This is a genomic window from Micromonospora sp. WMMD708 (genome assembly GCF_049315245.1).
GTDB classification, from domain to species: Bacteria; Actinomycetota; Actinomycetes; order Mycobacteriales; family Micromonosporaceae; genus Micromonospora; species Micromonospora wenchangensis.
In genome coordinates this window covers 1,457,819-1,470,386 of the sequence record NZ_CP186060.1, presented here as the reverse complement: position 1 = coordinate 1,470,386, position 12,568 = coordinate 1,457,819, and the positions used below count along the sequence as shown (strand labels likewise).

Annotated in this window: 12 protein-coding genes; 2 read left to right on the top strand and 10 right to left on the bottom strand. The window is 74.2% G+C overall.

Going from position 1 to position 12,568, the window contains the following annotated elements:
- Positions 1–80: 80 nt before the first annotated feature.
- The 5 genes from ACN260_RS06745 to ACN260_RS06725 form a co-directional block, all read right to left on the bottom strand.
- Positions 81–1,226, bottom strand: coding sequence for a bifunctional RNase H/acid phosphatase (locus ACN260_RS06745; RefSeq protein ID WP_422755173.1), 1,146 nt, complete (start codon positions 1,224–1,226; stop codon positions 81–83).
- 4 nt (positions 1,227–1,230) lie between these two features.
- Positions 1,231–1,968 (bottom strand): zinc ribbon domain-containing protein, encoded by a 738-nt coding sequence (locus tag ACN260_RS06740; protein ID WP_088644826.1) that lies wholly within the window; start codon positions 1,966–1,968, stop codon positions 1,231–1,233.
- Positions 1,965–2,795: a Nif3-like dinuclear metal center hexameric protein gene (locus ACN260_RS06735; RefSeq protein WP_422756637.1), complete on the bottom strand. Its 831-nt coding sequence runs from the start codon at positions 2,793–2,795 to the stop codon at positions 1,965–1,967. Before ACN260_RS06735 ends, ACN260_RS06740 begins: the two co-directional genes overlap by 4 nt.
- 91 nt (positions 2,796–2,886) lie before the next feature.
- Positions 2,887–3,468 (bottom strand): flavoprotein, encoded by a 582-nt coding sequence (locus ACN260_RS06730; RefSeq protein ID WP_422755172.1) that lies wholly within the window; start codon positions 3,466–3,468, stop codon positions 2,887–2,889.
- Positions 3,469–3,484: 16 nt separating this feature from the next.
- Positions 3,485–4,711, bottom strand: coding sequence for a helix-turn-helix domain-containing protein (locus ACN260_RS06725; protein WP_422755171.1), 1,227 nt, complete (start codon positions 4,709–4,711; stop codon positions 3,485–3,487).
- A gap of 249 nt (positions 4,712–4,960) precedes the next feature.
- Between ACN260_RS06725 and ACN260_RS06720 the strand changes: the two genes are divergently transcribed.
- Positions 4,961–5,632, top strand: a complete 672-nt coding sequence (locus ACN260_RS06720; protein ID WP_357935456.1) for a bifunctional DNA primase/polymerase — start codon at positions 4,961–4,963, stop codon at positions 5,630–5,632.
- Between the two features lie 149 nt (positions 5,633–5,781).
- A complete protein-coding gene (locus ACN260_RS06715) occupies positions 5,782–5,937 on the top strand; it encodes a hypothetical protein (RefSeq protein ID WP_422755170.1) in 156 nt (51 codons plus the stop codon).
- Between the two features lie 38 nt (positions 5,938–5,975).
- Here ACN260_RS06715 and ACN260_RS06710 read toward each other — a convergent pair whose 3' ends face one another.
- The 5 genes from ACN260_RS06710 to ACN260_RS06690 are packed head-to-tail and all read right to left on the bottom strand — an operon-like array spanning position 5,976 to position 12,142.
- Entirely contained in the window at positions 5,976–6,698 is a 723-nt protein-coding gene (locus tag ACN260_RS06710; RefSeq protein ID WP_422756636.1) for an FAD:protein FMN transferase, read from the bottom strand.
- A 48-nt stretch (positions 6,699–6,746) separates the two neighbouring features.
- Positions 6,747–7,337 (bottom strand): FMN-binding protein, encoded by a 591-nt coding sequence (locus ACN260_RS06705; RefSeq protein WP_422755169.1) that lies wholly within the window; start codon positions 7,335–7,337, stop codon positions 6,747–6,749.
- Positions 7,338–7,350: 13 nt separating this feature from the next.
- On the bottom strand, positions 7,351–8,772 hold the full coding sequence (locus ACN260_RS06700; protein ID WP_422755168.1) for a ferredoxin reductase family protein: 1,422 nt from the start codon (positions 8,770–8,772) through the stop codon (positions 7,351–7,353).
- A complete protein-coding gene (locus ACN260_RS06695) occupies positions 8,769–10,160 on the bottom strand; it encodes a DUF1501 domain-containing protein (RefSeq protein WP_422755167.1) in 1,392 nt (463 codons plus the stop codon). The genes ACN260_RS06700 and ACN260_RS06695 overlap by 4 nt, the downstream gene beginning before the upstream one ends.
- Before the next feature lie 20 nt (positions 10,161–10,180).
- The gene (locus ACN260_RS06690) at positions 10,181–12,142 is read right to left on the bottom strand and encodes a DUF1800 domain-containing protein (protein WP_422755166.1); all 1,962 of its coding nucleotides are present in this window, start codon (positions 12,140–12,142) and stop codon (positions 10,181–10,183) included.
- Positions 12,143–12,568 lie beyond the last annotated feature (426 nt).

Genomic DNA, 12,568 nt, shown 5'->3' with positions numbered 1-12,568 from the left:
GCTGCGCCGAACGGCACGACGCATCGACCGACGACGAACCGGCCCGGGATTCCCGGGCCGGTTCGGGGGACGATCCGCAATCAGCGGACCGGTAGGTGGGCGGTGTCGTTGACGGAACGGACCGCGACGCCCCCGTCGGGCCACATGTCGAGCACCGAGATGCCGGCCGCGTCCAGGTAGAGCCGGTGCAGGAAGGCGTCGCCGGCCGCGAGGGCGTCGCGCAGGGCCAGCTTGATCGGCGAGACGTGCGAGACGACCACGACGGTCTCCCCGGGGTACGCCTCCCGCAGCGCCACCATCGCCCGATCGACCCGCTGCCCGACCTCGGTGAACGACTCACCGCCCGGCGGGGCGACCCGGGTCGAGGCGAGCCAGGCGTCCAGTTCGCCGGGCCACCGGTCGCGGACCTCGGCGAAGGTGTGCCCGTCCCAGTCGCCGAAGTCGCACTCGATCCAGTCGTCCTGCGGGCGTACCGGCAGACCACCGAGCGCGGCGGCGATCGCCCCGGCGGTGGCCGTACACCGGGACAGCGGGGAGCTGAGCACGGCCGCGACGGACGGGGCCAGCGCCGCCACCCGGGTGGCGGTGGCCCGTGCCTGGGCCTGACCGGACTCGGACAGCGGCACGTCGGCGCGGCCGGCGTAGCGGTGCTGCACGGTCCACTCGGTCTCCCCGTGCCGGACCAGGATCAGCCGGGTGGCGGTGAAGCTCGGCCTCGGCTCCCAGGACGCCTTGGTGGTCGCCGGGTCGGTGCCGGTGGACGGGGTGGCGGCACGGGCGGCCACCTCGCGGTCCTGCGCCCGGCCGGGCCTGCCGGCGGCGGTGTCCATCGCGGCGTTCGCCAGGGCGTCGGCGTGCCGGTTGCGTTCCCGGGGGATCCAACTGAACCGGACCGACTCGAAGCGGTCGACCAGCGCGGCGGCCTGCGCGGCGAGTGGACGCAGCCCGGGGTGCTTGATCTGCCACCGGCCGCACATCTGCTCGACCACCAGCTTCGAGTCCATCCGGGCGTCGACCTCGGCCGCGCCCAGCTCGGCGGCGGCCTCCAGCCCGGCGATCAGCCCCCGGTACTCGGCGACGTTGTTGGTGGCCGTCCCGATCGACTCGGCCCGTTCGGCCAGCACCTCGCCGGTGACCGGGTCCCGGACCACTGCACCGTAACCGGCCGGCCCCGGGTTGCCCCGGGACCCGCCGTCGGCCTCGATGACGACCGCGCGCACCGCCACCGGGCTACAGCCCCGACTCGTTGGTACGCACCATGATCCGGCGGCAGTCCTCGCAGCGGACCACCTCGTCCGGGTCCGAGCGGCGGATCCGGGCCAGGTCCGCGCCGGACAGCTCCAACCGGCAGCCGCCGCAGCGGCCCGCGGTGAGCAGCGCCGCGCCGAGACCGGTGTCCTCGCGGATCTTGTCGTAGAGGGTGACCAGGTCGGCGGGGAGGTCGGCGGCGAGCGGCTTGCGCGCCCCCTGCTTGAACTCCTCCTCCTTGGCGATCGCGGCCAGGCTCTCGTCGCGGCGCTGCTCGACGGCGGCCCGCCGGTCCCGGGCCTCGGCGATGCGGGCCTCGATCCCGTCGAGGGTGGCCTGTGCCGTCTCCCGCTGCTCCATCAGTTCCAGCTCGGCGTCCTCCAGGTCACCCTGGCGGCGGTTGAGCGAGACCAGCTCGTGCTGGAGCGCCTCCAGCTCCCGGGCCGGCCCGCTGCCGCTGGCCAGCCGGGCCTCGTCCTTGCTCTTGCGGGCCCGGACCTGGTCGATGTCCTTCTCCAGCCGGGCGATGTCCCGGTCCAGGTCGTCCACGGCGACCTGGGCGCGGACCCGCTCGTCCTCCAGGGCGGACAGCTCCCGGGCCAGGCCCTCCAGCTCGGCCCGCTCGGGCAGCGACCGGCGGCGGTGGGCGAGCTGGGCGAGGGTGGTGTCGATCGCCTGGAGGTCGAGCAGGCGGCGCTGGACCTGGGGTTCAGCCTTCACGGTCGGGGCTCCTTGTCGTCCATCGCGGGTGCGGCGGCGTGCACGGTCCACGGGTCGGTGTCCAGGTCGGACACCACGGTCTCGACGCCGAAGCCGGCCCGCAGGTGGGCGGCCACGTCGTCCAGCCAGGGTCGTTCGGTCGCCCAGTGTGCGGCGTCCAGCAGGGCGGGCCCACCGGCGGCGAGGTGCTCACCGGCGGGATGGTGCCGCAGGTCGGAGGTGAGGAACGCGTCCGCACCGGCGGCGGCCGCCGCGGCCAGGAAGCCGTCGCCGGAGCCGCCGCTGACCGCGAGGGTACGCACGATACGCGCGGGATCGCCCCCGGCGCGAACCCCCCAGACGGTGGCGGGCAGGACGGCGGCGGCACGCTCGGTCAACTCGGCGAGCGTCAACGGGGCGGGCAGCTCACCGACCCGGCCGATGCCCCGGCCACCGCCGGCCGCCGCCGACCCCGGCGCGGAGGGTTGCAGCGGGCGCAGGCCGGTCAACCCGAACCGGGCGGCCAGCGCGTCGGAGACGCCCGGCGCGGCGATGTCGGCGTTGGTGTGCGCCACGTACAGGGCCACCCCGGCGCGGATCAGGTCGTGCACGATCCGCCCCTTCCAGGTGGTCGGGGCGACCGAGGAGACGCCGCGCAGCAGCAGCGGGTGGTGCGCGACGATCAGGTCGGCACCGGCGGCGAGCGCCTCGGCGACCGTCTCGGGGACGACGTCGACCGTGCCGTAGACGCGGCGGACCGGGTCGGTGGGCTCACCGAGCACCAGACCGACCCGGTCCCACTCCTCGGCCCAGGCGGGCGGGTAACACCGATCCAGCTCGGCAACCACATCGGCGACGGACGGCGGGGACGCGGTTGTGCTCACGGCCGGTCAGCTTACCGGCGCACGGTGGCGGCCACGCCCACGCCCGTCGACGGGGTCAGGCGGCCGAGGTGGCCCGGGAGCGACCCGGCAGGGCCGCGACCGCCGCCTCCCAGGGGAAGGCGTGCAGGTGCCGTTCCCCCGTACCGGGTGGGTGCAGCGGGTAGACGTCGTCACCGAACAGCACCGTGGCACCCCACTCGGCCAGCCGCCGCAGGCCGGTCTGGAAGGCCGGGTGCGCGGCCATCGCCACGTTGGTGAACGGCACCACCACCACCGGCACTCCCCGGCCCTGCCCCTCGACGAGCAGGCCCAGCGCCAGGGTGTCGGTGATCCCGGCCGCCCACTTGTTGACCGTGTTGACGGTGGCCGGGCAGACCAGCATCGCGTCGGCGGGGGGCAGCAGGTCCGGGTCGCCCGGGTTCTTGTAGTGGGTACGCACCGGGTGCCCGGTCTGCCGGGCCAGCGCGGCCCGGTCGACGAACTTCGCCCCGTCGGGCGTGGTGACGACGCAGACCTCCCAGCCGTCGTCCTGGGCCAGGCCGACGAGTCGATCGAGGTGACGGGCCAGCGGCGAGCCGCAGGCGATGACGTAGAGCACTCCGCGGTGCTCACTGCTCTGGTGGGGGCTGCCGCTCATCCGGCCGCCGCCGTGTTCATACTCCGACTCCCATCTGCTCAGCCAACTCCGCAATCGGCGCGGGCAACGCACCCCGTGTGCGACGCAGCACGTCGGTCATCACTTCGTGGGCGATGGGTCGGCAGCGGATCTCGGACGGGGCCAGCCGGTCCCCGCGCAGCAGCATCTCCCCCGCCATCGCGACGTCACCGAGCTGGCTGTAGCCCCGGGCCAGGTCGAGCAGGTGGTGGGCCCGCCGCTCGGGCAGCAGCCCGTTGAAGCTCGGCTCGGGGATGCGCTGGTGGATCTCCACCGCCCGCCCGCCGTCGCCCAGCTCCACGGCGGCGGCGGCCCGGTGCAGCTCCAGGTTGGTCGGGCCGAACGAGGTCCAGTAGTGGTTCTGGTCGCTGCCGAGCATCAGCGCCGCCTCGCCCGCCCCGTACAGCAGGTCCTCGACGGCGTCGGAGTCGCCGAACCGGGCGGCGGCCATCGCGCCCTGCAACAGCAGCATGCCGTAGACGGAGAGCCGGTCCGGTGCGCTGTCGTTCAGGCCGCCGGGGGCGAGCTGGTTGGCGATGCTGAGGTTCAGCTCCAGGGCGGGTCGGGCCCGACCCATCGCCACCAGCGCGTTGCAGACCCGGGCCGTGGCGACACCGGCCAGGAGCTGGTCGTCGGCGCGCTGGGCGACCGCCATCGACCGGTCGGCGGCCAGCCAGGCCAGCTCGCACTCGCCCAGCTTGCGCAGCACCGAGGAGGCGATCTGGTAGACCTGCCCGAGCAGGTGGGCGGCCTCCCGGCCCGGCTCGCCGCCGTAGCCGGCGTCGGCGGCCTGGGCGTCGCGCAGCAGTTTCGGCAGCGCCCGGGTGAGCATCGCGTAGCGGCCGTACTGGTAGGTGAGCCAGGCGTGGCTGACGGCCTTGCGCAGGTCGGCCAGGGGCGGCGGGTACGACACCCCGTCGAAGTACGCGGTCATCGACGAGTACTGCTCCAGGGCGGCCCGGATCTCCTGCACCTCGAACTGGTCGATGCAGCTCAACGCGTCGGTACGCCGTTCCGGGTCCTTGCCGAGCAGCAGTTGCACGTCGATCCGCAGGATCACGGCGATCTCGTACAGCACGGAGAACTTGTCCAGCCGACGGACCCCGCGCTCGACCTTGTCGACCCAGCTCTTGGACTTGCCGAGTCGGTCGGCGAAGACCTGCTGGGACATCTTCCGTCGCCCGCGCCAGTAGGCCACCCGTCGCCCGATCGGAAGCTCGTCCATCTTCTCCTGTTCCTCCCCCTGCCGGGTCGGCCGGCCGGGCTCCGGCCGACCCGCACCGGGCGCCTTCGATCCGTCCGCCCAGGTCGCCGCTGGTCGCACAGCGTGTACGTCACACGTACAGCCAGTTCTCATACCTTCGTGCAAGTTGCACGAGCCGTTCGTCAGGTCAACGATCCCGGATCACGACAGTGACGGCGCTCGACGTGAGGGGTGGCGGTGACCGGTCGAGGCCAGAGGAGAGCACGGGACATGTGGGGGAACGTCGGGCCACGGGTCGCCCAGCTGGCCCCGATCGAACGGGTCCGGCTGCGCCGGATCGCCGTGCGGTACGCGGTGCACGGCTGGGAGGTGACCCCCGGCGCCTGCCTGGCGCGCAGCCGGTTCGTCTGCGGCCGGGCCGGTTGTCCCACCGTCGGCTGCCATCCCGCGCTGGAGAACTGGGAGCGGGGGGCGAGCACCGACCCGGCCCGGGTCGCCACCTGGTGGCGCAGCCGCCCGCACGGGGTGCTGCTGCCCACCGGCCGCGCCTTCGACGTGCTGGAGGTGTCGGCGCACCTGGGCCGGCGACTGCTCGACGCCGTACCCGGGCACCCCGCCGGTCCGGGTGTCCGGGGCCCGGTGGTGGTGACCCCGACCGGACGCTGGATGTTCCTGGTCCGCCCCGGCGACCCGCTGCGCCCCGAGCTGGAACACTGCTTCCACGTCGTGCGGCACGGCACCGGCTCGTGGATCCCGGCACCCCCCACCCGGCTGCCCGAGGGCCCGGTGCGCTGGGCGGTCGCCCCGGAGCAGGCCCGCTGGCGGCTGCCCGACTCGTACCTGCTGCAGAACACCCTGATCGAGACGTTGCGGGCCGACGGGGTGACGCTGACCCCGGAACTGCTGCCCGGCCAGCTTCCGCTGCCCCGCCGCGGCCACTGACCGGCCGGTCACCGGACAGTCGGTCACCGAGCGGCCGGCAGCGGCGGGGCGGGACGCGGCCGGGTCGGGTTCCCGCCAGCGTCCCCGCCGACGCCGGACTCGTTGCACACCACGACGGCGCGCACGCGCCACCGGAGCGGGGGTACGACATGGCCAGGGACGAGATGCGGCACACCGGCGGCACCGAACCGCCGTACCGGCGGCGGCCCCGCCGCTGGTCGGACACCCGACCGGCCGGCTCCCGCCCCGGTCGCCCCCGGCCGACCGGCTCCCGCCCGGCCGGCACCCACCGCACGGCCCGGTGAACACCCCCACCGGCAGGTGACCCCGCCATGTCGACGCCTCAGCCGGCCAGCGGCAGGGCGACCGAACGCAGCAGCCGACCGTCGTCGGTGACCACCGCGTGCAGGTGACCGGGGAGCCGGTCCAGCCAGCCGACGCCGGCCACGCCCATCGCCACCGCCGCCGTGGCGTACGCGTCGGCGACACCCAGGTCCGGGCCGACCACGGTGACCGAACGCAACCCCCGGGCCGGTACGCCCCGACGCGGATCGAGCACGTGGTGCCCCCGTTCGTAGACGCCCGAGGTGGCCACGGCCAGGTCCGTGCCGGTGAGCACCAGGCAGGTGGCGTCCGCGTCCCACGGGTGCCGCACACCGATCCGCCACGGCCGCCCCGACGACGAGTGCCCGCGTACCCGGACGTCGCCGCCGGCGTTGAGGCAGTGGTCGACCGCCCCGGCGGCCACCAGCCGGTCCGAGGCGACCTGGGCGGCCCAGCCCTTCACGTAGCCGGACGGGTCCAGCCGGCCGGTGGCGTACGCGTCGAAGAAGCCGTCGGTGTCGGCCCACAGGTCGGCGCAGCGGGCCAGCACGGCGCGCAGGTCCGCCGATGCACCGGCCGGCGGCAGGTCCCCCCGGTCGAGGCGGCGCACCTCGCTGTCCTCGCGGTAGGTGGTGAACCGGGCGTCGACCTCGCGCAGCCAGCGGAACGTGTCGTCGGCCAACTCCCGCAGGGTGGCGGCGGGCAGGTCGGTGGCGAGGTCCAGGCTGATCGCCGTACCCATGACCTGTTCGACCCGGCGCAGGCCGGGCCGGGTCGACGCCGCGTCCACCTAGCGTGCCTGGTCTAGGGCGGCCTGCAACGACCGCCGGTAGCCGTCGCTGGTGGCGGTCGCCTGGGAGACCGTGTCCAGGTTCGCGCCCTGCTGGCGCACCACGTCGCCGGCGGTGCCGCTGTAGGCGGCGTCGACCCGGTCGCTGCGCAGGTCGGACTGGCCGCCCTGGGGCAGTTCCACGGCCACCGCGTCGACGATCCGCGTTCCGGACACGGTGATCCGCACCTGCACGTTGCCGAACTCGGTGGAGACCACCGGGCCGGTGACCGTGCGGGTGGTGGACTTCGGCGCCGTGGTCCGGCCGGCTGCCGGGGTGCGGCGGGTGCCGGTGTCCCCGCCGGGGGTGCTCCGCCGGGCGGCCGGGGTGCGGCCGGCGGTGGGGTCGGGGCGTCCGGTCGGCCGGGGCGTCGCGGTGGTCCGCTGCGGCGTCGCGCCGGGGGTGGCGGGTTCGGTACGGTCCGGCGTGCCGACTGGTACGCCGGCCGGCAGTTCCCGGGCGACCTGGCGGTCCTGCGGTGCGCCCTTGAGCACCACCAGGGCGGTGGTGCCGGCGGCCAGCCCGGTGATCGCGAGCAACGCGCGACGCATGTCAGGTGCCCTCCTACAGCTCGAACGGGGCGAGGTGGATCTGCCGGCGGGGCACGCCGGCCTGCCGGAGCACCCGCACCGAGGAGTCGACCAGCCCCTGCGGGCCGCACAGGTAGACGTCGCGGCGGGTCAGGTCGGGCACCAGCCGGCGCAGCCCGTCCGGGCTCATCACCTGGCGGGGGCCGGCGTCGTCGCGGGAGCCGATGACGTACCAGACGGAGGTCTGCCGGGCCTGGGCCAGCCAGTCCAGCTCGTGCTGCAACAGCACGTCGGCCGGGGTGCGGGCCCGGTAGATCAGGGCCGCGCCGGCGGGCAGTTCCTCCAGCATCGCCCGCAGCGGACCGATGCCACTGCCACCGGCGATCAGCAGGGCACGCTCCCGGGTGCGGTGCGCGGCGGTGAACGTGCCGGACGGTCCCTCCACCCAGACCCGGGTGCCCGGGTCGAGGTCACGCAGGTCCCGGGTGTGCCCGCCGACCACCTTCACGGTCAGCCGCAGCCAGCGGCCGTTCGCGGCGGCGGAGAGCGAGAACGGGTGCGACTGCCACCAGCAGCCCCGGGCCAGGAACCGCCAGCGCAGGTACTGTCCGCCGAGCGGGTCGAGCTGGTGCAGCCGGCGGCCGGTGAGGTAGATCGACACGGTGTCCGGGCTCTCCGCCACCACGTCGGCCACCCGCAGCCGGTGCCGCCGGTTGAGCAGCACCGGCGCGACCAGCCGACCCCACACCAGGGCGGCGGCGACCAGCAGGTAGCCGGCGGTCCAGCCGGTGCGGACCGGGCCGGACGGGAAGAGCTGCGCGCCGTTGCTGAACTGGTGGCCGAAGCCGAGCAGCAGTGCCAGGTAGCTGGTCAGGTGCAGGTGGTACCAGAGTTCGTAGGGCATCGCCCGGCGGACCGCCCGGATGCCGGTGCCGCCGACGAGCACCAGGATGCCGGCCGCGGCGAACGCGGACACCATGTCGTCGAAGTCGCGCAGCAGCATCCCCACCTGGGCGGTGACCCGGTTGCCCCCGGTGCGCGCGTAGCCGACCACCAGCAGCGACAGGTGCGCCAGCACCGCCACCAGCAGGGTCGCGCCGAGGTCCCGGTGCACCCGGGACAGCCGCTCGCCGCCGACCCCGCGTTCCAGCACGCCGAGGCGGCTCATCATCAGCACCTGCACCAGCAGCAGGTAGCCGGCGACCAGGCCGGTGACCCGGCCGGCGGCGGTGAGCACGTCGGCGGTGCCGGTCAGCGAACCGGCCGGGGTGTCGAGCCACCACGGCAGCACCGCGGCCACCAGTCCGGCCCAGAACAGCGCGGACAGCACCCGCCGGCCGGCGGACCCGCGCCGGGGCCGGGCCGGCGGCGGGGGTACGGACGCAGCCGGCCGGCCGCCGTACCCGGACGTTCCCCGGGTACGGCGGCCGGCGGCGGGCAGGTCCTGATAGGTCACGCGTAGAGCTTCATCGGGGTGTACTTCCGGCGCGGGAAGATCTTGTCGACCTGGGCGGTGGTCAGCCCGAACCGGCCCTGCGCCACCGCGCCGTACACGTCGAACATGTTGTTGTACTCGGGTACGTCGCCCGAGTCCAGGTCACTCAGGCCGTCCCAGCGGCCCAGCAGCGAGCCGGCGAGCTTACGGCCGGACAGGATGGTGACCACCCCGCCGTGGCCGTGGTCGGTGCCGCCGCCGTTGGAGGCGACCCGGCGGCCGAACTCACTGGACACCATGATGGTGACGTCGGCGGCCCGCTCGCCGAGGTCGGTGAAGAAGGCCGCCATCGCCTTCGCCAGCTCACCGAGCCGGCGGTGGAGCTGGCCGCCGGAGCGGGTGCCCTGGTTCTCGTGGGTGTCGTAGCCACCCATCCCGACCGTGGCGACCCGGACGTTCGCCCCACCCTTGATCAGCTGGGCGAGCTGCCCGAAGGCGTACCCGACGCCCTCGTACGTCACGCCCAGCGCCGGCTGGTACGGCTTGGCGGCGAGCTGCTGGGCGGTGGACAGCGCGCCCATCCCCTCGATCACCGCCTCCTCGACCGGGTGGTTGATGCCGGTGAACAGGCCCCGGATCGCCTTCTCGGTGGCCGCCCGGTAGCGGTCGTCGCCGTTGAGCCGCAGCGAGCCGACGCTGTTGAGCGACAACGCGCCGTTGGTGCCGACCAGCGAGCGGGGCAGGGTGCTGCCGATGCCGACGCTGCGGAACGCGGTGCCCTTGCCGAGGGCGTCGACGAGGCTGTCCAGCCAGCCCCGGCCGCCGGTCTCGCTGGGCAGGCCACCGAGGTTGCAGGCGTCGGCGGCCTGGAAGTGGCTGCGGGACAGCCGCTCGTCGGAGACTGCCGGGACGAAACCGAGCTGGCCCGCCTTCAGCCACTTCTCCAGCGGGGCGAACGCGCTGGTCAGCTTGAAGCCCCGGCCCAGGGCCAGCGAGTCGCCGTCGAGCAGCAGGTCGGGGCGGGCCTTGGCGAGCACCGGGTCGTCGGCGGGGGCGACCAGGCTCAGCCCGTCCAGCCCGCCGTAGAGGAAGACGTGGATCAGGGTGCCGGTCTTCGTCGCCGCGAACGACGCCGAGGTGGTGACGAACTGGGCGGTGGCCAGGGCGGTGGCGGTGGCGGCGGCACCGGCGACGAACGTCCGCCGGGTCACCCCGCGCCCGTCCTGCTGGGCCTCCTCCAGGTTCTCCAGCCGGCGGTACCGGTCGGCCTCGGCGGCGTTCTCGGCGGCGACCATGTCGGCTTCGGCGCGCAGCAGTGCCTGCGCCGGGTCGTCGGCGAGCCGGCGCAGGTCGGGGCACTCGGGGTGCAGGGGGAACGCGGGCACGGTCTTCTCCATCGGGTGCGTCACCGGCTTCTCCATCGTCTGCCTCACCGCAGGTGGTGCTGGGGGGAGGCGAGGATCGCCCGCGCGACGGCGGCGATCGCCCCGTTGAACGTGGCGTCGACCCGGGCGGTGGCGGACACCCCGGCCACGCCGAGGATCAGGTTCCGCTCCCGCGTCGACAGCTTCTGGTGCACCAGCCGCTTGGCCAACGCGTCCACGTATGCCCCGGCGGTGGTCGGCGGCTCGGCCACCAGCTTCTCCGGCCGGGTGTAGGTGAACTGGCTGCGGTTGCCGGCGATCAGGTCGGCGGCCTCGTTCCAGCCGTTGACCATCGTCCCGGCCGACATCCAGGCGACGTAGACGTCGGGGTAGCCGTCGGGGGTGGGCTGGCCCATCGGGTACTGGCCCAACTCGCGCAGCTTGTCGTGGATCTGGCGCAGCCCCTGGGCGAACGCGGTGCGTTTGCTGTCGCCCTGCCGGAAACCCGGCCCGGCCTGCGGCCCGACGCCCAGCGTCCGGTAGGTGGCGACCAGGTACTCCATCGGCCGGCGCACCTTCTGCCCGACCGCCGCCCAGAACTCCGAGGAGCTGAACAGCGACATCAGCAGCGGCTTCACCGAGCCCTTGTTGACGATGTAGATCTGGGTGAGCCGGTCCACCAGGGACTTCGGCGGGGTGTCCGAGACGAACCGGGTGGCCAGGCTGCGGGCCACGTACCTGGCGGTCGACGGGTGCAGCGCGAGGTAGGTGAGGTACGCGTCGATGACCTGGTCGGCCTTCTTCGGGTCGGTCGAGTCGTTGGGGTGGCTGAAGCCGAGGATCTTCACCTTGCCCCGGTAGTGCCGGTCGTGGCGGAAGACGTACCTCCCGTCGTCGACGCCCCGGCCGGTCTGGAGCAGGGCGGCCTGCCGGACGTCCTTCTCGGTGTAGCCGCCGTCGACCCCGACCGAGTACAGCTCCAGGTTCTCCCGGGCCAGGTTCTCGTTGACCGCGTCGGCCCGGGAGTCGTTCTGGTTGAGGTAGAGCAGCAGCGCCGGGTGCTTGTTCGCCGCCACCAGCATGTCCGGGTAGCTGCCCATGGCGTGCTTGCGGACCACGTCCCGGTCGAACGAGTTCCGGTACGCCTCACCGCCGTCGAAGTCCGCCGCGACGTGCAGGAAGTCGTTCCAGAAGTCGACCATCACCTCGTAGAGCTGCCGCTGCGACCAGATCTGCCGGGCCAGCGTGGCGTCGACCATCTCCTTCTCCGGCTGTGCGCCCCGCTCGTTGAGCTGCTCCCGCTGGTCGCGTACCTGCTGGGAGGTGAGGGCGAGGCTGGGCAGCTCGGCGAGCTTCAGCTCGGCGGCGCTCGGTGCGATCTTCTCCGGGTCGAGCTGCTGGCGTACCCAGGCGTCGATACCCATCCGCCTGATGTCGGCGAGCACCTTCGGGGTGGCGCCGAAGGTGGCCCGGCTGGCCAGGTGCCGGACGGGGTCCTTGGCCAGCACCGTCTTGACCGTCACCGGGGTATGCGCCGCCGCGTCGGCCGGGCCGGAGAAGGTACGCCCGCCGCTGGGCGAGTTCTTCTTCAGCGCCGCACCGGCCCGGGAGCCCATGTAGCTCTCGTTCTGCTCGGTGTAGGTGCGTACCGTGCTGGGCTGCTGACCGCTGGGCCGGGCCGGCGTGCCGTCGGTGGTGGTCGCGCCGGTGGCGTCCCCGGCCGCGTCGTCGCCGAACAGGCCGCGCACCTGGGGGCTCATCGCCAGCGCCGCGCCGCCGGCCACCACCGCGGCGGTGCCGCCCAGCGCGACCAGGGCGCGCCGTCGGCCGACCCGGTCACGGTCGTCGCCGTCGTCGTCCAGGTGGGGCAGTCCGGTGCCGGCCGGCTGGTGTAACGCCTGCCGACCCAGTCCCTCGGGCCCCACCCACTGTGGACCCCGGGACACCGGCGGCGGCCCGTACGGCACGGCCGGGACCTCGTACGCCGGGGTGTGCGGTCGATGCGGTGGCACGTTCTGGTCGGCCATGTACCGGTCCCGTTTTCTTTCGATGCGCCGTACCGCTGCGACCGGGGGCGGGGCGGAGGGTGCGGCGGCGGCTGCCGGAGGAGTTGCCACGGGAAGGTAGCCAAGGGCTGAGCTGCCGACAAGGCAGGTCACGGCCGTCGGCGGGGGCACTTAAGGTGCCGCTGTGCGACGTCACCGGACGGGTGGTTCCGCCCCGGCCGGGCCGCACCGTCCCCAGCAGGGAGGACGTGTCCGGCCGCGCCCCGGCCGTGACGTTTTGGCGGTACGTGTCCCGGCGCGGGGCGTTCACCGGCACAGCGAAACTTAAGCCCCCGGTAAGCCGGTGCTGAGGTGCTCCGCGCCCGCCCGGCCCGGTTCCGGGCGGCCCGTCCCCGGTTGCTCCCGGCCCCGCCCCGCAGGCGGCGCCCGGGGCCGAAAGTAGCAGCA

Coding starts and splice junctions, on each gene's coding strand:
- ACN260_RS06730 (WP_422755172.1), bottom strand. CDS start 3,468: ATGAGCGGCAGCCCCCACCAGAGCAGTGAGCACCGCGGAGTGCTCTAC.
- ACN260_RS06725 (WP_422755171.1), bottom strand. CDS start 4,711: ATGGACGAGCTTCCGATCGGGCGACGGGTGGCCTACTGGCGCGGGCGA.
- ACN260_RS06720 (WP_357935456.1), top strand. CDS start 4,961: ATGTGGGGGAACGTCGGGCCACGGGTCGCCCAGCTGGCCCCGATCGAA.
- ACN260_RS06715 (WP_422755170.1), top strand. CDS start 5,782: ATGGCCAGGGACGAGATGCGGCACACCGGCGGCACCGAACCGCCGTAC.
- ACN260_RS06710 (WP_422756636.1), bottom strand. CDS start 6,698: ATGGGTACGGCGATCAGCCTGGACCTCGCCACCGACCTGCCCGCCGCC.
- ACN260_RS06705 (WP_422755169.1), bottom strand. CDS start 7,337: ATGCGTCGCGCGTTGCTCGCGATCACCGGGCTGGCCGCCGGCACCACC.
- ACN260_RS06690 (WP_422755166.1), bottom strand. CDS start 12,142: ATGGCCGACCAGAACGTGCCACCGCATCGACCGCACACCCCGGCGTAC.